This window comes from Geomonas paludis, from assembly GCF_014193585.1.
Taxonomy (GTDB): Bacteria; Desulfobacterota; Desulfuromonadia; order Geobacterales; family Geobacteraceae; genus Geomonas; species Geomonas paludis.
On the sequence record NZ_BLXY01000002.1, the window covers coordinates 996,739 to 1,019,011 of the forward strand.

The following is a 22,273-nucleotide window of genomic DNA, read 5'->3' on the forward strand; positions in this document are numbered from 1 at the left end:
CCCGGTCGTTAGATTAGAGAGGTCTATACGATTTTGGAGCGGGAAAGGCAAGGAAAAGTTGTCAGGCTCACAGATGCGAAAGCCCCACGATGCTGCGCAACAATACCAGCAGGTCGCCGACGTCGATCACCCCGTCGGGCCGGGACACGCCGTTCACCACCGGGGCCAGGTCACCGTGGGCGAGCGCCGCGGCGCCGGCGGGTTGCGTCCCCAGGGAGATCTTCAGTAACTGCAGGGCGTCCTGGATGTCGACGCTGCCGTTGCCGTCCAGGTCGCCGCCGATGCGCTCGATGCGCACCAGGTTGCGCTGCGCCAGGCTCGCGGTCCCGCTGCCCGACACCGCCCGCACCGTGACCCGGTTTTCCCCCGGGGCCAGCGGCAGCTGCTGCCGGAAGGCTCCCCCCACCACCTCGGGGGTGTAGAGCGCCCCCGCGGCCTCGAGCTGCACCCCCCCGGCTGCGGCACTCCCCACCGTGCCGCGGACGGTCACCGACTCCGCCTCGGTCCTCAGGTCCTGCACCGGGTCGGTAATTGCCAGCGCCGGCGCCGCCGGGTCGCAGGTGACGCTCCGCTTGCTGCGCGAACTGCGCCCGTCCCGTTCCGCGGTGAGCTCGATGGTGTTGACCCCTTGGGCCAGGAGGGCGCTCCCCGTGAAGCTCCCCCCGCTCACCGGCAGGAACTGCAGCGCCGCGCCGTTCACCGCCATGGTCACCGTGCTCCCCGGGGTCACCGTGCCGGTGACGGCGCAGCTCACGGCATCGGTGACGCTGTTGTCGGCCGGTGCGGAAAGCGTAAGCACCGGCGCCAGCGCATCCAGGGTGACGGTGAAGCTGTGCGTGGTCACGTTGCCGGCGCCGTCGCGGGCGGTGACGGCGACGGCGTTTTCCCCTTCGGCCAGGGGGACGGCGGCGCTGAAGAGCGCCGCGTCGGCGCGCCGCTCCACGCCGGCCACGGTGAGGCTCGCGATCCCCGAGGCGTCCCGGGCCCGCCCCATGATGTTCAGCACCGGGTTGGCGGTCGTGGCCCCGGAGTTCAGTGTGGAGAGCTGCAGCTGCGGCGGCGTCCCCTCCTGGGCCACGGTGAGCGTGCGGGACACCGGCAGCGCCGGGAGGTAGTTGCCGCTCCCCCCCTGCAGCGCGCTCAGCACCGTGGTCCCGGCGCCGACCACGGTCACCGTGCTCCCGGCAACGGTCGCCACGGCGGGGTCGGAACTGGCGTAGCTAAGCGGCAGGCCGCTGGAGGCGCTCCCCTTCAGGTCGAAGGGGGGATCCCCCACCACCCTCTGGGCCGGCGAGGAGAAGCTCACCTGCTGCCCGCTTCTGTGCACCACGAAGGGCTGGGACTGCTCGGGCGCCGTCTCCAGGTCCCCGCTGCCCGGCTGGCCGGCCGTGATCACGGCGCTCCCCGCCCCGACGACGGTGATCACGTTGCCGTCCACCCGGGCCACCTCCGGGTTGGAGCTTTTGAAGCTGAGCGGCAGCCCGCTGCAGGCGGAGGCGACGATCTCGAAGGGGGGATCGCCGAAGGTCCGCTCCGGGATGACGGGAAAGGTGATCTCCTGGCACGACTTGAACACGGTGAGGGTGCCGTTGACCGGGACGATGTCGTAGTTGGCGGCGCGCAGGGTCCCGGCCGCGGCGACGATGGGGTAGCTCCCGACGGCGCTGGTCAGGGTCGCGGCGGTGGAGAGGAGCGGGGTGCCGGTGAGGACGGAGGAGCCCTCGCCGTAGACAAAGCCCAGAAAGTTCACCGTGAGCTCGGGGTTCGGCGTCAGGTAGGCGCGGCTTTTGTCCTGGGCCGTCATGCGCAGCGCCGCCCTGCCGACGTCCAGGGTCACCCGGACCTCGGGAGCCGGATCCCACATGGCGTCCCCCCCCTGCGTGGCGGTGATCACGGTGCTCCCCGCGCCCGCGATGCGGATCTCGCCGTTGACTACGGTGGCCGCCCCCGGGTTGGAGCTCGCGTAGCCGACCGGCAGGCCGCTGTCGGCTCTGGCTGCCGCGGCGAACGGGGCGTCGCCGTAGCTCTTTGCCGGCGGCTGGTTGAAGGTGATCAGCTGCGGTCGCCCGGTGACGGTGAAAGTGCCGTCGGCGAAGCTGTAGCGGTAGTTGGCGCTGGTGATCCCCCCCAGGGCGGCGTGGATGGGATAGCTCCCCCGCCCGGTGGCGGCGTCGACGGCGGTGCTGATCAGGGGGGCGCCCCCCAGGGTGTCCTTGGTGTCCCAGGGGGCGAGGCCGGTGTACCTGGCGCTCAGGGGCGGGTTGGCGGAACCCGCCGTCTTGGTCTGATCCGCCGCGGTGATCAACAGGTCGGCCTGGGTGATGGTCAGGTTCGCCCCGCGGTAGACCAGCTGGTAGCCGCTCCCCAGGGCGAGGGTGCCGGCCGTGATGGCGTACACACCGACGTCCCGCCCCGGGATCCGGGACAGGGCGCCGGTGAACTGGTCGCCGCCGTTCAGGGCCGGGGTAAAGGTGTAGGTGAGCGGGGGGTCGTCCTGGCCGTACACCTTGCTCTGGGCATCGGCGCTCACCGTGATGGTGATGGTCTGCGGCTTCAGGTAGTAAAGGCGGACCGACTCGACCGGCGAGCCGAGGGTGCCGCGCTCGGAGGCGACGTACCCCCTGGCACGGACGTAGCGGTTCACGCTGGTGCCGAACTGCGCCAGGTCGAGCCCGTCCAGCTCCCACCTCCCCGCGACCCAGCGCGCGTTCCCCAGCGGGACCCAGATCGGAACCGCGGCGTCGGGGTTTTCCGAGTACTCGAAGGTCACCCGCCACAGCTCGGGCGAGGTCCCGGAACGGAGCCAGGTCACCTTGTCGCCGGTATCGGAGACGGAGAGTTCTTCCGAGCTCCAGCCGTTGGAGAAGCGGACCAGCTTGTTCCTCCCGTTCAGGCCGATGAAATCCCCCCCCACCAGCATCTTGCCGTCCGGCTGCAGGTTGACCGTCTCGACCTGGCTCACCGGGGTCCCGCCGGCAAAGGAGAAGGGGCCCAGGTCGAGAGCGGGGTCGAGGCGCCCCTCCGGTGTCACGCGGGTGACGTAGTCCCGCTGGATGACGGTGCCGAAGCCGTCGCGGATCTGGTCGAAGACGCCGTAGATGATGAGGCTGCCGTCGGTCTGCACGGTAACCCCCAGGACGTGGTCATCGAAAGAGCCGTCGTGGGTGTACAAGGCCTCGATGACGAAGCCGTCGTCGACGATACCGTTGCCGGAGATGCGCACCAGGTTGCGCGACACGGCCACGGTCGCCCCGCTCCCCGCCTCGACCACGCTCCCCGGACGCAGGGTGTATCCCGAGACCAGGATGCGCCCGTCCGGGAGCAGCACTAGGTGGTCGATCTTTCCCCCCAGCTGCAGGGGGGTGCCGCCGTGCCAGGCCGGGTCGAGCGAGCCGCCAGGGAGCAGCCTCAGCACTTTGCCCGTGTCCGTGGTGACCAGGAGCAGGCCGTCGGGCTGTATGGCTATGGCGGTCACCACACCATCCACCTCGCCGGGCGGAACGAAGCCCGGGTCGTGAACGCCCGTGCCGAAGAGCCGGGACATGAACCGGTAGGGGGACACGTCGACGTTGTCCCCGCCCAGGTAGATCGTGCCGTCCCCGGCAACGGTCAAGGCGTTGATATAGCCGAAGAACTGCAGGTAGCCGCCGAGTACGCTGTTGAAGGAGGCAGGCCCGGGGACCCCGGCGCCGTCTATCCGCACCATCTGGACCTGAAGGTCGCCGTTGATGGTGATGAAGTCCCCTCCCATCAGGAGCGCGTCGTCGGGCAGGGGCACGAGGGTGAAGGCCTGCTGCCCGAGATTGAGGTTGGGGTCGTAGCCGGGATCGATGGACCAGTCCCCCCTGAGCCGCGCGATGTGGAACCTCCCCGCGCCCAGCACCTGTTCGAAGAGGCCGGTTACGGTGGTCCGGCCGTCGGGGTGCAAGGAGAGGCGGTTGACCAGGCCGCCGTCATCGACCACCTGGGGCAGGTCGTCGTCCAGGGCGCCGTAGGGGTAGAAACGGGCCAGCGAGGTGCGGGTGACGCTGCCGACGTTGCCGAAGGCGCCGGCGGCGAGGAGGCAGCCGTCCCCCTGCCGGGCCAGCGCCCGGACCGCCCCGTCGGGCGGGGGGAACACGGTTTCCGAGAGGGTCCCGTCGATCCTGAGGCGGGCCAGGTTCCAGCGCTGCGTCGGACCTGCGCCGGCGCTGAAGGTCCCCGCCGCGATGATGGCGCCGTCCGGCTCCACGACCAGCGCCAAAACCCCTGCCCCGGCGGCGCTGGCGAAGCCGGGATCGAAGGCATCCAGCGTCCCGTCCCGGTTCAGCCGCGCCAGGTAGTTGCGGGACAGGAATGCGCCGGAGAACTCCCCGCCGAAAAGGATCTTGCCGTCGGCCTGCACGGCCAGGGCGCGCACCGCGGCGTTGGGAGAGGTGGGGCGAAAGCCCGCGTCGTAGACGCCCGATGCCGAGAAACGGGCCAGGTTGGCGGACCAGGGAGTGACAAATTCCCCGCCCACCACCACGGCGCCGTCCTGGAGCGCTATGGCGTTGACCGCCACGTTGCCGGCGTCGTCGTTGAGCCCGCCCGTGTAGGTCCAGTTGAGCGTCCCGGCGGCGCCCCCGGCAACCGCGACCCCCGCCAGGTTCCTGGTCGGCAGGCCCGCCTTGAGCTCCCGGAACTCACCCCCCACCAGCAGGCCCGCGCCCGCGGGGAGCAGGTCGAGCGCGAGTACGGTCACCGCCAGCGGGGTGGTGACCGGGTCGAGGGGGTCGAGGGTTCCGGTCCCCCCGGCAAGCCGCGCCAAACCCTTGCGGTTGGTCCCCCCGACGTCGGTGAAGCTGCCGCCGATCCAGATGTAGTCCGGGTTGCCCGGGGCCACCGGGTCGGGCTGGAGCGCCAAGGCGTAGACCGGGCCGGCGGGCGCCGGCGGGTCGAACGAGGCGTCCAGGGTGCCGTCGTGGTTCAGCCGGGCCAGGTTGGTGCGCGTCACCGCCGGGATACCGCCGGTCAGGGTGAACTCCCCCGCCACCAGGATCTTCGCGTCCTGTCGCTGCACCGCGACGGCATGGACCACGCCGTTGATGGCCGCGCTCCCGCCGGGGCGGATGCCGAAACCGTCCAGGGTCCAGGCGGCCCCTGCCCGGGCGGGTAGAGAGCACAGCAACAGGAAAAGGATTGCTGCGGCTGCCGCTGCCAGGATGCTCCGTCCTGATGCCGGGGTGATCCGTCTCATGCCTTAGCGCTCCTGAATATGGATGATCTTCTTCAAAGCCTTCAAGCCGCTGTTGGTGACCAGGCGGGGCTTGACCCCTTTGCCGGTCTGGGGAGGGGTGCGCCGGTGGTCGCGGTCCGGCATGAGAGCGATGTCGAGGCTGGGGATGCCGCCGCTGGAGAGCGGCATCAGGGCCTGGGCCGACAGCGACCTGGTGGGGCCGCCGGTGCTGTAGTGGGCCCCCCACAGGTAGGAGACCCCCTCCTGGCAGGGATCCAGGGACGGCTGGAAGGTCGGGAAGAAGACCGCGCCTCCGGTCAGGGTGGTCGGGCTGTCGATGGCGCGCTCGCTGCCGAAGGTGCCGGAGGCGGCGTCGAGTTTTATCACCCAGCCATGGTAGCTCTCCCCTTGGTCCCTGGGCTGCACCACCCTGGCGACATCGGTGACGTCGGTCAGGTCGGACAGGCGCAGCGTCGCGCTGCTGCAGGAACCGGCCCCCTTGAAGAAGGTGTTCTTACCGGCGTCGTAGCAGGGCTCGCTGACACCGTAGAGGGCGCGCGCTGCCGAGAGGTCATCGTCCCTGTTGAAGTATCTTCCGGCGCCGAAGTAGAGCCACAGGCGCTTGTACTGCCGGTCCTGGAGCTTGCCGATGGCCCCGGTGACCGGACCGACGTCGTCTATGACGATGCCCGGTTTCCAGTGGGCCGGGTCCGGGTCCTCGTAGGTCAAAAGCCTCAGCACCCCGCCGGTCCACCCTCCCCCGGTGGCGGCCCTGGTGTAACCGACGTAGAGGGCATCGTCCTCGTAATTGCCGTCGGCAGAGCCGCTCCACTTGTCGGCATCGATCCCGGCGCCGGCCATGCTGCCGCCGAAGGCGTTGGGTATGTCGGTCTCGATGACCCAGTAGTTGCGCCCCTGGGTGAGCGGCGGTACGGCGTTCAGGTCCACGACGAAGAGCCTCAGGGGCTGGTCCGACACCGCGGTGAACTGGCGCGTTTTCCTGTCGACCGCTCCGGTCGGTCCCGAGGCGAAGACGGCGAACCAGCGCCCGTTCTTGTCCGGATCGTGAACCTCCTGGTTTTGACCGTTGACGGTGCGCGCCTTGACGCGGATGATGGCGGCGCCTGAGGTGGCGAAGCCGAGGTCCGGGTGGGAGAACTCCCACAGGAACCGGGGGGTGCCGGAGCCGTCGCCCGCCTGGGTGGTGACGTCCAGGGCGAAGTAGGAGGAAAGCCCGCCCACGCCGGCAGCCGGCGCCTTGACGCAGGTCGCCGTGGCCCCGGCGTCCACGCAGGCGGGGCCGTCGGGGAGGCGGCTGGCGCCCCCGAGCCCCATGGCGCCGATCAGGACCGTGCGCCAGTTGCTCCCGGCGCTGTTGTCCTTGGCGCAGTCCCAGTACCTGTCGCGGCTGCACAGGGCGGGGTCGCCCAGGCTTGCGTCCAGAAGCGTACCGGCGCCGTCCACGTAGTACAGGTGCAGGTAAGGGGGCTCCTTGAGGTACCTGAGGTAGGGGAGCGCGTTTTTGGGGACGAAGGCCCACTCCTCCTTGCCCGGATCGCTCCCGTCCAGAACCGCTTTCTGCGTGCGGGGCCAGACCTCCTGGTCGACCGGGTGCACCCGGCTCTGTCCCAGCCTGAAGGCATGCAGCATGCCGTCGTTGGCCCCGACGTACACGGTGCCGCGGCCGGCGTAAGCCGGTTGATCGATGAATTTGCGGTAGGAGAGGTCCCCGTAGCCCGCCGGCCCCGTGAGATGATAGCTCCCCAGGGGGGCCGCCGACTGCAGTACCGGGGTGGACGAGATGATGTCGCCGAGCTTCCAGACCTTGGTCCCGGTCCCGCCATAGGCGTTGAGCCGGCGGTCCCTGGTGGCGGCCCCGCTCTCCCCCTTGATGTCGTCGCTCCCCTTGACGAAAGCCACGATCTGGTTCGCTTCCGCCTGGTCCTGGGCCAGGAGCAGCTGCCGGTTGACCGCCGACGAGGTGTCCAGGAACGGGACCAGGGAGGTGCCGCCGGTCTGGGTGTAGATGGTCCTGGTCTCCGGGGCACGTTCCCAGAGCTGGCGCCCCGCGCGCCACAGGCTCTGCACCGCCTCGGGGAGGACGGTGAGGGGGTACCCCGCGGCCTGGACCGGATCGACGCTGCCGTCGCCGTCCGCATCGACGGAGAGCCTGGCACGACTCTCCTTTAAGGCGGGATCGACGGTGAACTCGACCACCCGGTCCAGCTTCAGATCGAGGACCTTGTTGCCCCGGGTGTCCTCCCTGATGCGGCTGCCCCCCCCGGAGCCGCCGCCCATGAAGTTGTCGATGTAGTACCAGAGCGTCTGCAGCTCTCCGATCCAGATCCCGGAGGTTTTGCCGCCGTCGAAGCTCTTCTGCGGATAGTACTGGGGCTGCAGGAACAGGGCCCCGTTCCCCTCCCCCGTTGCCAGCAACGAGCTGCTGGTTCCCGTGTTGAAACCTCCGGCGATCTGCAGCAGCACCGTCACCAGCGCACTCTGCAGGCCGGCCGGGTTGTAGACGCTCCTGATGCCTCCCCCCCCGTTGGCGGCGGTCAGCTGCATCAGCTTCTCGGGCTTTCCCTCGTCGGACGTGGTGCAGTTGCCGTCGGCGTCGTACCCGGCCCTGCTGGCAGGATCGCCGCAGGGGGGGCCGGTGTAGACCACGTGGGTGGTGATGTAATCCTTGTGCCGCGCGATGGGCTGGGCAGGGTCGAAGATGTTCTTGTGCCGGGCGATCCAGGCCAGGTCGTCGAGGTTGTAGCTGCCGAGGTTCTCCGGGGGGGATCCGGCGGGCGTGCTCGCGGTGGTGGTGAGGCTGGCGGGCATGCCGTCGGCGGGATTGACCCAGGCCGCTGTGGCTGCGGCCAGGTAGCTGTTGACGGCGGCGGCACGGTCCGCGCTCGACATGCCGTCGGTGACGATGAGGATGTTGTTTCTCTGGCAGCTGTACTTCGAAGGGGGATAGGCTGGGTCGAAGTCGCCGGACTGGAGACGGAAGGTCCCCTTTTCCGCATAGTACCCGATCGCTTCGTAGAAAGCCTCGGCCAGCGGCGTCCAGGACGTCCCCCTGACGGCGTCCACGGCCGCGACGAGCCCCTTGCCATGGTCGCCGGCCTCCCCGTAGTTGATATAGGAGATGATCCGCCCCCCGTCGGTACGGGTGTCCTCGCTGCAGGTCCCGGTACCGCAGTCGCCGTCGGAGTAGCATTCCCTGCGCGGCGCCGGATCGCTGCTGCAGTGCTTCACGCAGGGAATGGCGCCGCACTCGGAGCCGGCCCCGTTGTCGTTGAAGATCATGGCGCCGAAGTTGATGTCGTCGGCGAACTGCTGGATCAGCCCCGTCGGCGCCGCTGGCGGGGCCAGCCGGACCTGGAGCGTTGCCGTGACCTTGCCGAGGTTGGTGATCCCCGCGTCCAGGATGAAGGCGGGGAGGCTCGCGTTGGTTCCGGCCTGCGCGGCGTTGGCCGATGGGTCGTCGAGCCACGGTTTCTCCACCTCGGCGCAGAAATCCTTGGTCTGGTTCACCGAGCATTCCTCGCCGAAGCCACCTTGGCTGTAGCACTGCCCGAGGTATCCCTGGGTCGAGGCGGTGCTGCCATGGTACAGGAGACTGTGGAACAGGTCTTTGCCGCAGACGTCGTCCCCGACGTTCTTGGGTATCTTGGTCGGTTGGGCGCTGTAGAAGAAGACGTAGCGTTTGCGGCAATCGGGCAGCAGGTTGTTCAACAGGTCACTGTAGATGATGTCGGTGCCGGCCAGGTAGTTGTAGCAGTAGCTCATGATCTCGGCGAAGACCTTGCCGGCGGTCGGCACGCCGACGGGGTCCTCCAGTTTACCCATGCAGGTGGCGGCGGCGGTAGCCACCTCGCTGGCCGGTGCCCGCTCCTGCCATTTCTGCACGGCTAAAAGGCAGTCGCTCTTGTTGTAGGCCGCGGGGTAGATGTCGATTCGGCTCGGGCCGCCGTGGTTGCCCTGCTGCACATACCCTGTTTCGGCGGGGATCGGCCCGCGCACCCCGAAGGTGACCGGCAGAGGGGTGCCGTTGGCGTCCTTGACCATCTTCACGTAGCGCTTCCCAAGGCAGCCGCGCGACTCCGCCTGCAGCAGGCCCGTCCCCGGGTCGTACTTGCCGCCGGTCAGGGCCAGCTTTTCCAGGTCGAGCTTGCTCATGGCGAGCCAGTTGAGGAACTTGCCGGTGGCGATGAAATTGTCCAGTTTCTTGCTGGTCTTGTTGAGGTTGACGCAGACATAGGCGGCCTTGGCCTGGTTGCAGGCGCTACTGTCGATGCCGGTCCCGGCAGCGGCCACGAAGCGGTCGGTGGCCGTGGAATATTGGTAGACGGTGCCCTGCTGGAAATACCCGGGATAACTGGCGGCAGGGTCGAAGCTGTCGTCAAGGCAGAAGGTCTGCGGGGTCGTGTAAGCGAGGTCGTACATGCTCGCCGAGTTGTCCAGCAAAAGCAGCAGGTTGGGCTTCACCCCGGGAAGGGGCGGGACGCTGCAGTAGGCCTGCATGTCCGCAGCCGCGTCGGCTTGCGCCTGGCGCGCCACAGACAAAAGCACGCAGACGCTCAGGCAAAGAATCACCACGCCGGCGCGCACGGGCGCAGGCACTCTCCCCTTTCCCATCGTGACTCCTTTCACATTAAGTCCGTCGGCCCAAGCCGGTGCGCCGATCAAAATATTGGAAAATTCCAATCAGAAGAGTATAGCCTTCGCGTTGAGAAAAAAAAGTCCCCTCTCGATTCGGGGGGTTCCGGGCCCGGCGCGCGCCGCTGCGCTCATTGACACGGTTTTCTTTACTGTTAATCTTTTTTAACTTTTAATTGGAAAGATCCAGACGAGGACCGTTGATGGGGAGTGAGGGCAGGAACAACATGGGATGGCCCGGCAGGCTGGTGCTGCTCGCTGCCGCCTTGATGCTGGTGACGGCCAGCGCCGGTGCCGCCCCCAAGGTCAAGTCGTTGTGCGACATCAGTTACCCGAGCGACTCGCGCATCAAGTGGAGCTGCCGCAAGCTCACCTGGAGCGACACCCCGCAGCGGCTTTTCGGCGGCTACTGGCGCGACGTGCTGCGCTTCAACCGGATGGACCGGCGCCATTTCCTGGGGGGCGTCTCCATCAAGGTACCCAGGGACCTGGCGCAGGTGAAGAACTTCAACCCCATGCCGCTTGCCTACCCGCAGGGAGCGCGGGAGCCGAAACTGATACTGGTGGACCAGACCGAGATGTTCCTGGGAGCCTACCAGTACGGCAAGCTGATCTTTTCCTCCCCCATCGCGCTCGGGGTGCAGGGGATGATGGTCCCCAACGGCACCTTCCGGGTCGATGCCGCCGACCGCAGCCACCACTCCAACGTGTACCAGGTGGAGGAGATCGGCCGCCCCTACCCCATGCACTACGGGCTCAGGTTCTGGGTGGACACGAGCAAGGACGAGGAGCCCTCCTACTGGATCCACGGCCGCGACCTCCCGGGCTACCCGGTCTCGCACGGCTGCATCGGGCTCTATGACGAGGAGATGCAGTACGACTACTACCGAAGATACGACCGCAAGGTGAACGGGAAGCACTACCACGAACTGACCAGGCCCTTCCTGGAGGACGCCAAGGCGCTGTACCGGTGGGCGGTCGATCCCCGCAGCGATACCGGCGGGTTCCACAAGGTGAAGAACGGCCCCCTGGTGGTGATCACGGGGCGGCCGGCCAACAGGCCGGGAAAGTAGCGATCTGCAGCCGCAGATAAAGCCCTGGAAATGATGTCCACCTCCCCTCTCCCTCTGGGAGAGGGCCAGGGTGAGGGCCTTGCCACAGGCAAAATATTCCTGGCCGGCATCCCCCCTCACCCGCCCTCCGGCCCCCCTCTCCCAAAGGGAGAGGGGGGCTTGAAACAAAAAGGCCGCGCCCGTTAGGGGCGCGGCCTTTTTTGCTGCTGCTTTTGAGGGGTCAGCGCCAGTGAATGCAACTCACCGGGCAGACGTCGATGGCGTTACGTTGGATTTCGTCCTCGGAAGCGCCGGCCGGGTCATAGGCTTCCGCCTTGCCGTTGTCGGCAAACCGGAACACTTCCGGCACGTTGTCCGTGCAAAGCCCGCAGCTGATGCAGACGTCTTGGTCGACCCAGGGTTCTTTTGCCATGGTAGTACCTCCAGTTTTTGATTGTGAAGCGTCGAACGCAACGCTAGATGCTGTCCGCCAACCTCTTCCTTTGCTCTTCCAGTTTTTCCTGGGCCTTCTCCAGGGCCGCCAGCAACGTCTTCTTGGACTCCTTGGTGAGCCCTTCCTTCTCCTTGAGGAAGTCGGAGGCGCGGTCGCTGGCGCGGTCCACGAAGTCGGAAACGGTCTCGGCGAAGTCGCTCACCGCCTCGTTCGCCTTGCCCCCCATCTCCTCGGCCAGCGACGCCAGGTACTTCCGCGTCTTCTTCCCGGCTTGGGGAGCCAGCAAAAGAGCAAGGCCCGCTCCGATCAGGCCGCCCACTACCAGCTTCACCATGCATCCCCCTTCGCAGCACTCTTTGTGTCCCATACCGTCTCCTCCGTCCGCTGGTTTTGACAACAGCGGTAATACTACCAATAAAATTAATTTCGTCCAACGCCTCAAAAATGTCGGTTGTGCGGGTGACACAAAAGCAAATCCCCCCTGCCCCCTTCGCAAAGGGGGGAACCTTCGTTCACGGGCGACGCTTTGTTCCTGGTTCCCAAGCTCCAGCTTGGGAACCCCATATGGCGCAAAGCTCCAGCTTTGCATCCGAGGGAAGTTGGAGTTTCCGAGAGGCTTTGCGTTCCCAAGGCGGACCTTGGGAACGAGACCAAAAGGCAGCAGAAGGGACTGGCTCCGTTAGGTGCCTGTCCCTTTAGCGGAACGCTCAATTCCGCCCATCCACCTTACCCCAAGCCCCTAAGGGGACAGGCACCTGGCGGAGCCTGTCCCCTCCTTCGGTGAAAGGAGGATTCAGCCGGATTTTCTCCGTGGCCAATGGTTTTCATTTTGTGTAAGATGGCGGATCGACACAGTTACAACGGCAAGGGAAGGACGCGACATGAACGTGGAACAGATGAAGATCGTGGTGAAGGAGATCCTCTCCAAGACCGACCTCACCCCCTGCGTGGTGGGGCACCGCGGCGTGGGCAAGAGCGCGGGGATACTCCAGGCCTGCCGCGAGCTGGACCGGCGCTACGTCTCGCTGCGCCTGGGGCAGATGGAGGTGGGCGACCTGGTCGGCATCCCGTTCCGAAGCGGCGAGGTGATGCAGTGGTCGCGCCCGTCCTGGCTCCCCGGCGACGAGGACGCCCCCACCGTGATCCACTGCGACGAGTTGAACCGGGCCCAGCAGGAGGATACCCTGCAGGCGATCTTCCAGTTCGTGGAGCCGCCGGCCGAGGGGATGCTGCGCGCCATCCACACCCACACCCTTTCCCGCAGCCACAAGGTCGTGGTGAGCATCAACCCTCCCGACGGAAGCTACCAGGTGGCGACCCTGGACCGTGCCCTCGTCGACCGCATGGTGATGCTCTTCGTGGAGACCGATTACCAGTGCTGGGCCCGCTACGCACAGAAGCGGGAGTTCGCCGGCGAGGTGCGCCAGTTCCTGGCCGGCAACCACGGTTTCCTCGCCAAGCAGGGGATGCCGATGGAGATGCAGGTGGAGCCGAGCGAGCGCGCCTGGGAGATGGTCAGCGTGCTCAAGAAGAACTGCCGCTTCCCGGCCGAACTGGAGATGGAGGTCTACTCCGGCATCGTCGGCAAGGAGGCGGCCATCGCCTTCATGCGCTGGCTCTCGGACCGCAAGGGGAGGCCGGTGACGGCGGACGAGATATTGAACGACTGGGCGGCCGTGGCCGGGCGGGCCGAGGCGCAGCGCGACGACGTGCAGGCCGCCACCATCAACGACCTCTCCGCCCTGCTCCAGGTCTCCCCGGAACTCACCGGGGAGCAGGAGGACAACCTGGTCGCCTACATCGCCGTGCTGCCGCGCGACCTCCGTTTCGGCTTCGTGAAGTCGCTTCTGAAGATCCCGGAAGTGGCGCTCGTGCTGGTGAAGGACAAGCACGACGCGGTCATCTTCGACGCCATGCAGGCGATCAGCCAGCAGGCCGGGTAAGCCGTGTCGCCCGGCACGCTGCAAAACGCCGTGGTGCGGCTTTTGAAGGAGCGCCCCTTCTACGGCCACTTCCTGCTCAACCTGCGCCGCGAGGAGCGCCCCCTCTCCGGCAAGCCTGCCGGCGTCACCATCCGTAACGGCACCCCGACCCTCGCCGTCGATCCCGCCTCCTTCTCCATGCTCAGCGCGTCAGAACAGCAGGCGCTGCTCGAACACCTGGTGAAGCACCTCTTGCACCTGCACATGCTGCGCGGCAAGGGGAAGAACTCCCATGACTGGGACCTCTGCTGCGACCTGGCCATCAACCCCGACACGCCGGGTCTCCCGGAAGGCGCCGTCTACCCGGCCCAGTTCGATCTCCCCGACGGCTTGGCCGCGGAGGAGTACTACCGGCTGCTGGTGCGCCCCTTCGACGTCGGCAACCTGGCGGGCAGCGGCTTCGGCGACGAGGCGCAGGAGATCGAGGGGGCCTCGGGCGCGGGGAAGGACCCGGCCGGCGCCTCCACGCTCGACGACCACGCCATCTGGAGCGACGCGGACAGCACTCCACTGCCCCTGGCCGAGGAGATGCTGCGCGCGGTGACCCGGGAGAGCCTGCGCGGCAGCGACGGCGAGGCCCCGGCCGAGGTGAGGGGGGTGGTGGATGCCCTGTTGCGCCCATCCCCCATTCCCTGGCGCCAGGTGCTGCGACAGTTCGTGGCCACCGCGGGGAGGATCGGCAGGAAGAGCACCTGGATGCGCGAGCACCGCCGCTTCGAGCACGACACGCCGGGGTCGCGCAAGCGCCACCGCCTGACGCTCCTGGTGGGCATCGACGTGAGCGACTCCACCGACATCGTGGAGCTGCGCGAGGCCTTCGCGCGCGAGCTGGTGCAGATCGCCCGCGGCCGCGACGCCGCCATCACCGTGCTCTACGCCAACAGCCGCATCCAGCACGTCGAGGCCTTCAAGGGAAACGCGTTCGTGCCGGAGCGCTACGACGGCGGCGGCTTCACCGACCTGCGCCCGGTCTTCGAGTACGCCAGGACCATGCATCCCCTCCCCGCCGCGGTCATCTATCTCACCGACGGCATCGGCCCGGTTCCGGAGCAGATGGAGCTGCCGACCCTGTGGGTCCTGACCGCCCAAGGGGAGAAACCGGCCCACTGGGGCATCGAACTGAGACTGGAGGTTTGAACGATATGGAAGAGACGACGTCGGCGCCGATGACCGCCGAATCGGTGGGAGAGATATTGAGGGAAGCGGGCGCGCAGGTGATGGTGCGCTCCGGGCGCAGCGAGAACTACAGCGCCCCCAGGGAGTTCTCCTTCGAGGTGAAGGCGATCTTCGACAACGGCATGGCCCTGCACGTGGTGGCGCGCCAGTTCAACTACCGCGACCCCTGGGAGGCCGAGGGGAGGGTCAACGACCTGGTGGACGTGATGCTTTTGCGCGACGGCGCGCTCACCCCGCTCCCCAAGGGATTCCCGTACTTCCAGGGCATCGACGAGGAGTGCGGACTGGACGAGGCGATGCTGCGCGAGGTGATCGACTGCGTGCGCAAGGTGAACCCGAAGCTGTACCTGTTACAGGAGATGACCGGCGACCTCTGAAGCCTTGCCATCGCCGGCAAAGACCGATCAGCCGCATTGATTACTGAAGTTGTGCTGCTAAACTTCCGATAATGTCCAGGGGAGTATCCGCATCTTCTGTCAAAGCTGGTGTGTTCTTCACTATCGGAGCGAGTCCAGGTCCATGACGTCAAGCTCCAGGTTCAGTAGCAGATAGCAGGAGGCACGTGATGAAATGGTTGGTAATCATTGTCGCCCTGGTCTGCGCTCTTCCGGGTGCAGGCGTGACAGCATCGTCTGCCGAGGAGTTGAAGTTCGGCGTCGCGGCCATGATATCGCCGCAGGAGACGATCAAGTACTACCAGCAGACCATCGACTACGTCGCCAAAAAACTGGGACGGCCGGTCGAAATGGTGCAAAAGCACAGTTACGACGAGACCGACAAGCTGCTGGAGAGCGGTGAGCTCAAAGTCGCCTTCATCTGCTCAGGCCCGTACGTGGTCGACAAGGAGAAGTTCGGCGCCGAGCTCCTGGTCGCGCCGCAATCCTACGGCGAGCCCTTTTACTACGCGTACATCATTGCCCACCGGGGCAGCAGTATCACCGACCTCTCCCAGCTCAAGGGGAAAAGCTTCGCCTTTACCGATCCCAAGTCCAACACCGGCAAACTGGTCCCCGCCTACATGATCGGCAAAAGGTTCGGCATGACGCCGGAGAAGTTCTTCGGCAGGATCATCTACACCAAGACCCACGACAAGTCCATCGAAGCGGTGGCCAAGAAGATCGTCGACGGCGCCAGCGTCGACAGCCTGATCTACAACTACGCCGCCAGCAAGAACCCCCGTTTCACCAGCCAGACCAGGATCATCGCCAAGTCCCCCCGCTACGGCATCCCTCCCATCGTCACCCGCAAGGACCTCGACCCGGCCCTGAAAGCGCGCCTGCGCGACATATTCCTGAACATGCACAAGGATCCGGAGGGAAGGGCCATTCTGGCAGGCATCAGGGTGGACCGGTTCATCGTGCCCAAGGACTCCGACTACGACTCGGTGCGGGAGATGGAGAAGTGGCTCAGGATGAACATCCGGTAGGGAGCCGCCACTACTACGGGAAAGGCAGGTACGCATGGCCAGGTGGCAGATCAAAAATCTGAGTCTGCAGCGGAGGTTTTTCCTCCTTTCCTTCTGCATCATCCTCATCTTTTCCGTTGCGGTTACGGCAACCTTGTTCGTCGCCCAAAAGAACAAGCTGGAACTCTCCCTGGAGAACAAGGGCCACGCCTTCGCCAGGTACATCGCATCGGTGTGCACGGATGCGCTGATACTGCAGGATGCCTTGCAGTTGGACTCACTGGTCGCGGAGGTGCATGACGACGAGGTGGTCTACACGGTCATCGAGGACGAGGACGGCACCCCCCTCACCACGGCTACCGCCAGCCTGAAGAATCACCACCCGCTGCTGGCAAGGCACCTGCACAAACTCCCCCCGGATGCCCCCGTGGCGACCATCATCGAGTCGCTGAGGCAGGACGAGGACGTCATCGAGCTGTCCCAGGGGGTCAAGGTCGATTCGTCGCAGCTGGGCCGGGTCCGTATCGGGCTCAGCAAACGCAACATCCAAGCGCAACTGGTGCGCCAGGCGACCATCATCCTGATGGGGATGCTGTTCATGTCGCTCACCCTCGCCATCACCCTCAACCTGGCCGCCAACCGGCTGGTCCTTCGCCCGGTCAGCGAACTGGCCCAGGTGGCCAACCAGCTCTCCGCCGGCAACATGGCCGCCCGGGTCAGGTCCACATCGGTCGGGGAAATCGAAATGGTATGCCGAAGTTTCAACATGATGGCGGAGCGACTGGAACGGGACATCGCCGAACTCAAGCAGGCCGAGGCGAACGTACGCCTGGCACAGGAGTCACAGGAAGCGATCCTCAACTCGATGCCTGACCTCATGTTCCGGACCGACCGCGACGGCGTCATCGAGGAGTTCCACTCCTCGGAGACAAACCTGCTGTACCTCCCGCCGGAAGGGTTCCTGGGGAGGAAGATCGCTGACCTGCTGCCGGAGGAGCCGACCCGGGTGGTCATGGCGGCCTTGAGGGAGGCGGAGAAGACCGGCTCGCACCGGGGCGCCGTTTATTCCCTTCCCCTGGCGCAGGGGGAGGTGTGGTTCGAGCTAGCGGTGACCGCAATGGGTAACCCGTGCACCGGGTTCATCCTGCTGGTCCGCGACATCACCCAGCGCATGCGCATGGAGGAAGAACGGCAGCAACTCGAAAAGCAGCTGCTGCATGCCCAGAAACTGGAAAGCCTGGGCGTGCTGGCGGGAGGGATCGCCCACGACTTCAACAACATCCTGATGGCCATCATGGGCAACGCAGAACTGGCCCTGATGCGCGTCAACAAGGAATCGCCGGCCATAGGCAACCTGCGCAACATAGAGCAGGCCTCGGCCCGGGCCGCCGACCTGGCGGCGCAGATGCTCGCCTACTCCGGCAAGGGGAAATTCGTCGTCGAGAGCCTCGACCTCAATCGCCTGCTGCAAGAGATGCTGCACATGCTCGAGGTATCCATTTCCAAGAAGGCCCAGCTCCATTTCGACCTGGCTGTAGCGCTCCCACTCATCGAGGGGGACGCGACCCAGATCCGCCAGGTGGTCATGAACCTGGTCATCAACGCTTCCGAGGCGATCGGGGACGACAACGGGACCATCTCGGTGAAGACCGGCAGCATCGCGTGCGACCGCAACTACCTGAGGAACGTCTGGCAGAACGAGGAGCTTGCAGAAGGGCAGTATGTCTACCTGGAGATAGCGGACAGCGGCTGCGGCATGGACAATGACACCGTGGCGAGGATGTTCGATCCCTTTTTCACCACCAAGTTCACCGGCCGCGGCTTAGGCATGGCCGCCGTCCTCGGCATCATCAGGGGGCATAAAGGCGCCCTGGTGGTGGACAGCGCACCGGGACGGGGCACCACGATCAGGGTGCTCCTCCCGGCGGACGGGCAGCAGACGGCGGTCGAACCGGCGCCGGCACCGGAACGGGAAGAGTGGCAGGGGGCGGGGTACGTGCTTCTTGTCGATGATGAGGAGACGGTACGCAACATCGGCACCGAGATGCTCAGTGCGCTCGGCTTTACCCCCATTACCGCCAATGACGGCAGGGAAGCTCTCGAGGTCTACCAGGTGACGCCGGGTATCGTCGCGGTGATCCTGGATCTGACCATGCCCCACATGGACGGCAGCCAGTGCCTGACGGAGCTGAAGAAGCTGGACCCGGCAGCCAAGGTCATCATGAGCAGCGGCTTCAGCGCGGTCGAGGTGAAGCAGAAATTCTCCGGGGATGAAATCGCCGGGTTCATCCAGAAGCCCTACAGCCTGTCGGCGCTCAGGCAGGTGCTGAGGGAGATCAGTCCAGGCACCTGAACACCCCCGAACTCCACAGGCAGCTGCCGCAGGGCTCGGTGTTGACGTAGCAGTCCTGGTCGAAGCGCTCGGCCTGAACCAGGTCGCAGGGGGAGGTGTTGCACTCGGCGCAGGACGGGTAGTCGTGGCGCACCACGTTCTCCCGGTAGCGGCGAAAGGCCGGGCTGTTCCAGATATCGAGCACGCCGCGGTCCTTCACGTTGCCGAACACCCAGGGGTGCACCGGGTGCTGCCAGCCGTTGGCGTAGGAGCGGCAGCTGTGCCAGAGGTGGTAGCAGGGGTGCATGCCGCCGTCCCAGGAGACGAAGGCGCTCCCCTTTTCGACAAAGCTGCAGCCGCGTTTCTCGCGCCGGGCGATCTCCGGCAGCCTCAATTCGATCCCGGTCCGGCGCGCCACCTGCGCCGCCTCCTCGAAGATCCCCTGGCTTTCATGGATCTGCACCATGTCCATGGCGAAGAGCCGCTTCAGGTCCAGCGTGATGCCGCGCTGGTTCGCATCCGCCTTCATCGCCGCCACGAAATCGATGACCCGCCGCTCCTGCTCGGACTTGTGGTAGCTCCACAGGATCTCGAAGTAACGGCGGATGTCGATCCCCTTCAGGTCGGCCTTGCTCTTCCAGCTCTGGTACAGGGTGATCGCTTCGTCGCTGCAGAGGTCGTAGCTGCACTGCTTGAGGTGCGGTTCGTCGAACGGGTGCAGGTGGGAGACCAGCGCGAAGCTGACCCCGAACTCCGCGGCCCAGGAGAGCGCGGCGGGAAGCTGGGCCAGGTTGTCGCGCATCACCACGAATTCGACGCCGATCTCCATGTCGGGGCGGTGACAGGCGGCCTTGGCGGCCCCCAGCGCGTTCAGGGCGTGCTCCAGGTCCACCAGCTGGCTCCCCGAGCGGATGGAGCTGAAGGTGGTGGCGTCGACGCCGTCCATGGAGAGGCAGACCCGGTCCACGCCGGCGTTCAGAAGCGACACCGCGCGCAGGTGCGACAGGAGCAGGCCGTTACTCTGGAAGCCGATCCAGCTTCCCGCCGGCATCAGCTTCTTGGCCCGGCTGATGAAGTGCTCCAGGCGCGTGTTCAAAAGCGGCTCGCCCACCCCGTTCAAAACCAGCGCCTCAAGGTTGGGAAGCGCCGGTTCCAGTTCACTGAAGGTGGCGAGGTCGAGGTCGCCGTCCTTGGCCCGGCTGCCGTCCCCGTTCTGCTTCATGCACATGACGCAGTTCAGGTTGCAGCGGCTGGTCGTTTCCACGAACAGCTTGGAAGGGTACTCCCGAAAGGCCGGCTCGTTGGCCGGCATGAACTCAGACAGTGCCGCTGCGTTGCTTTGCATTAGGTTGGTCCTCATCGTTCGCTGCTCCCCCCGCCCCCCGGAGGTGTCCGGACCGGGGAGGTGCCGCCCGCGTCAAGACGTCCCGTCCGGCCCCTCCGGAAGGCGGAGAGTCTCGTGGAGCCGGTCAAGGCCCCGATTCCTGTTCTGACTAGCGATGATCTTCCGCCACGATGCCCATCCCCATCTCCCTCCGGGAGAGGGCTGGGGTGAGGGCGCTGCAATAGGCAATGATCCCACTTCGTGGCACCGCCCTCACCCACCCTTCGGGCACCCTCTCCCGGAGGGAGAGGGAACTAGCGGAAGTCGCTAACCAGGTTTTCCCATATCTTGCGGCTTCCCCCTCCCGCCTTCGCGGACCGAAGCGCTACGGCGCGCAGGCCCGTCAAGGGAGGGGGAGGAGACGACCTTTTACTTCTAACCTCTTAACCCTTCCGCAACGAGCTCCGCGATGTCCTTGACGTTGGTGCCGCCGCTGGAGCGGTCCTTCAGCCCGTCTTCCATCATGGTCATGCAGTAGGGGCAGGTGGTGCAGATGGTGCCGGGGTTCCCCTCCAGCGCCTCGCTGACCCGGTTCAGGTTGATCCTCTCGCCCAGGTGCTCCTCCATCCACATGCGCCCGCCGCCGGCGCCGCAGCAGAAGGAGTTCTCGCGGTTTCGCTCCATCTCGGCCGGCGCGGTGCCGGTCGCCTGTGCGATGACCGCGCGCGGCGCCTGGTAGACCCCGTTGTGGCGCCCCAGGTAGCAGGAATCGTGGAAGACGATGTTGCCCCCCTTCTTGGCGTGGTGGTCGAGCTTCAGTTTCCCCTGGGCCAAGAGCGATTCGATGAACTCGGCGTGCGGGATCACTTCCAGTTCCAAACCGTACTGACGGTAGTCGTTCTTGAGGGTGGTGAAGCAGTGCGGGCACTGGGTGACTATCTTGGTCACACCCTTTTCCTGGAACTGCGCCACGTTCTCCCGGGCCATCTTGTCGAAGAGGTACTCGTTGCCCAGCCGGCGCAGGCTGTCGCCGCAGCACTTCTCCTCCTTGCCGAGGATGCCGTAGGAGACGCCGGCCGCTTCCATGATCTTGGTCATGGCCAAGGTCACCTGCTTGCTGCGCGAGTCAAAGGAGCCGGCACACCCGACGAAGTAGAGGTACTCGGTCTTCCCCGCCTCGAACTGCTGCACTTCGCGCCCGCCGGCCCACTTGCCGCGCTCGCCCGGCGCGATGCCCCACGGGTTGGAGCGCTGCTCCATGTTCTCGAAGAGGTTCAGGAGCTCTTCCGGGAAATCCGCTTCCATCTGCACCAGGTGGCGGCGCATCTTGGTGATCTTGGGCATCTGCTCGATGAAGACCGGGCAGGCGGCGAGACAGGCGCCGCAGCCGGTGCAGGACCAGAGGGCGTCCGGCCTGATGCTCCCCTCCGCCTCGCCGATCACCGGCACGGTGGGCTCGCCGCCGCGCTGCAGCAGGTCGCCGTTGGCCAGCAGGTTCATCTTGATGTCGTGCATCACCACACGCGGGTTGAGCGGCTTGCCGGTGGTTGCTGCCGGGCAGGATTTCTCGCAGCGCCCGCACTCGGTGCAGGAAAAGGAGTCGAAGAGGTCTTTCCAGGTAAAGCGGTCGATGCTGCCGGCGCCGTACACGTTCCCCTCGACGAACTCCTCGCGCGGCTGCGTGTTGGGCGTCTCGAGCCCCTTGAAGAAGCAGTTGGGGATGGCGGCCAGGATGTGCATGTGCTTGCTGTAGGGAAGGTAGTTCAGGAAGAACAGGAGCACGCCGGCGTGCAGCCACCAGGAGATCTCTGCCAGGCTTTCCAGGGTGTACGGCCCCTGCCCCGCCAACAGAGAGGCCAGCGCGGAGGAGACCGGCATCGCCTGCGCCGCGGGCTCCTGCCCCAGCGCAATTTCCGCGGCGTGCAGGCCGAAGTAGGCCAGCATCAAGGTCCCGATCATGGACAGGATGCCGAAGGCCTCGCCGGTCCGGGCTCCTTCGTAGGGAGGAGCCACCGCCCTCCTCACCAGTGCGATCACGACAGCGCCAAGGGCACAGAGCGAAACGACGTCGAAGACGAGGACCAGCGGCTGGTAGAGCGCCATGGGCAGCACCCGCGACAGTTTCGCCGCCGGGAGGACGCCGGCCACCAGGAACTCGGTATTGGCAACGGCCAGGATCAAAAAGGACCAGAAGATGAAGAGATGGTTGATGCCGAAGGGACGGCTGACCACCCGTTTCTGGAGGAAAGCGAACAGGAACATCCCCTGCAGCCGTTCCGGCAGGCTGGAGCAACGGTCCTCGGCGACGCCCACGCCGACCAGGCTGAAGCGGCGGTAGCAGCTCCAGGCGAAGATGAGCCCGGCAGCCGCCAGAAGGGGGGTAAAGATCATGGGATCAGGTTGCATATCATGTCCTTGTAAGTGTGCTGAAAGCGGTGACTATCGGTTGCCTTTTCGGCCGGCGTTCACTTCCCCTCGCCCTTCGGGTCTTGCCCACGGTAGGGGCGCCGGTCCGAAGGTGGGAGAGGGCCAGGGTGAGGGCGGTGCCTCAACCCCACGTCGACGCATTACCTGTTGAGTGCCACGACATCGTGGACAGATTTTGATGCCAGGACATCGTGGACACTCGTTCCCTCAACGTAATTTGTAGTCGAATTCCTCGACCTGGATTCGGTCTTGGAAAACTTTCAGTTTCTGC

12 protein-coding genes are annotated in these 22,273 nt (G+C 66.0%); 6 read left to right on the forward strand and 6 right to left on the reverse strand.

Going from position 1 to position 22,273, the window contains the following annotated elements; genetic code table 11:
* Nucleotides 1-67: 67 nt before the first annotated feature.
* Both H7687_RS09915 and H7687_RS09920 read right to left on the reverse strand, forming a co-directional pair.
* On the reverse strand, nt 68-5,218 hold the full coding sequence (locus H7687_RS09915; protein ID WP_183346883.1) for an MBG domain-containing protein: 5,151 nt from the start codon (nt 5,216-5,218) through the stop codon (nt 68-70).
* 3 nt (nt 5,219-5,221) lie between these two features.
* Nucleotides 5,222-9,829, reverse strand: coding sequence for a pilus assembly protein (locus H7687_RS09920; protein ID WP_183346884.1), 4,608 nt, complete (start codon nt 9,827-9,829; stop codon nt 5,222-5,224).
* 224 nt (nt 9,830-10,053) lie between these two features.
* Here H7687_RS09920 and H7687_RS09925 point away from each other — a divergent pair, with 224 nt between their 5' ends.
* Entirely contained in the window at nt 10,054-10,923 is an 870-nt protein-coding gene (locus H7687_RS09925; protein ID WP_246404746.1) for a L,D-transpeptidase, read from the forward strand.
* A gap of 220 nt (nt 10,924-11,143) precedes the next feature.
* Here H7687_RS09925 and H7687_RS09930 read toward each other — a convergent pair whose 3' ends face one another.
* Nucleotides 11,144-11,335, reverse strand: coding sequence for a ferredoxin (locus tag H7687_RS09930; protein ID WP_183346885.1), 192 nt, complete (start codon nt 11,333-11,335; stop codon nt 11,144-11,146).
* A gap of 43 nt (nt 11,336-11,378) precedes the next feature.
* Entirely contained in the window at nt 11,379-11,723 is a 345-nt protein-coding gene (locus H7687_RS09935) for a YtxH domain-containing protein (protein WP_183346886.1), read from the reverse strand.
* 514 nt (nt 11,724-12,237) lie between these two features.
* On the opposite strand from H7687_RS09935, the gene H7687_RS09940 reads away from it, so the two are divergent.
* The 5 genes from H7687_RS09940 to H7687_RS09960 all read left to right on the forward strand — a co-directional run bounded on the left by H7687_RS09940 (nt 12,238) and on the right by H7687_RS09960 (nt 18,272).
* Nucleotides 12,238-13,299, forward strand: a complete 1,062-nt coding sequence (locus tag H7687_RS09940; RefSeq protein ID WP_183346887.1) for a hypothetical protein — start codon at nt 12,238-12,240, stop codon at nt 13,297-13,299.
* Between the two features lie 3 nt (nt 13,300-13,302).
* Nucleotides 13,303-14,475, forward strand: a complete 1,173-nt coding sequence (locus H7687_RS09945; RefSeq protein WP_183346888.1) for a vWA domain-containing protein — start codon at nt 13,303-13,305, stop codon at nt 14,473-14,475.
* 5 nt (nt 14,476-14,480) lie between these two features.
* Nucleotides 14,481-14,891: a hypothetical protein gene (locus H7687_RS09950; RefSeq protein WP_183346889.1), complete on the forward strand. Its 411-nt coding sequence runs from the start codon at nt 14,481-14,483 to the stop codon at nt 14,889-14,891.
* Nucleotides 14,892-15,079: 188 nt separating this feature from the next.
* Entirely contained in the window at nt 15,080-15,940 is an 861-nt protein-coding gene (locus H7687_RS09955) for a substrate-binding domain-containing protein (protein WP_183346890.1), read from the forward strand.
* Nucleotides 15,941-15,974: 34 nt separating this feature from the next.
* Nucleotides 15,975-18,272 carry a hybrid sensor histidine kinase/response regulator gene (locus H7687_RS09960; protein ID WP_183346891.1) on the forward strand — a complete coding sequence of 766 codons (2,298 nt, stop codon included), beginning with the start codon at nt 15,975-15,977 and terminating at the stop codon, nt 18,270-18,272.
* Here the strand turns inward: H7687_RS09960 and H7687_RS09965 are convergent.
* Together H7687_RS09965 and H7687_RS09970 are read right to left on the reverse strand one after the other, a co-directional pair.
* Nucleotides 18,256-19,596, reverse strand: a complete 1,341-nt coding sequence (locus tag H7687_RS09965; protein WP_183346892.1) for a radical SAM/SPASM family putative metalloenzyme maturase — start codon at nt 19,594-19,596, stop codon at nt 18,256-18,258. The two genes, H7687_RS09960 and H7687_RS09965, sit on opposite strands and share 17 nt — an antisense overlap.
* A gap of 414 nt (nt 19,597-20,010) precedes the next feature.
* Nucleotides 20,011-21,981 (reverse strand): heterodisulfide reductase-related iron-sulfur binding cluster, encoded by a 1,971-nt coding sequence (locus H7687_RS09970; RefSeq protein ID WP_183346893.1) that lies wholly within the window; start codon nt 21,979-21,981, stop codon nt 20,011-20,013.
* Between the last annotated feature and the right edge of the window lie 292 nt (nt 21,982-22,273).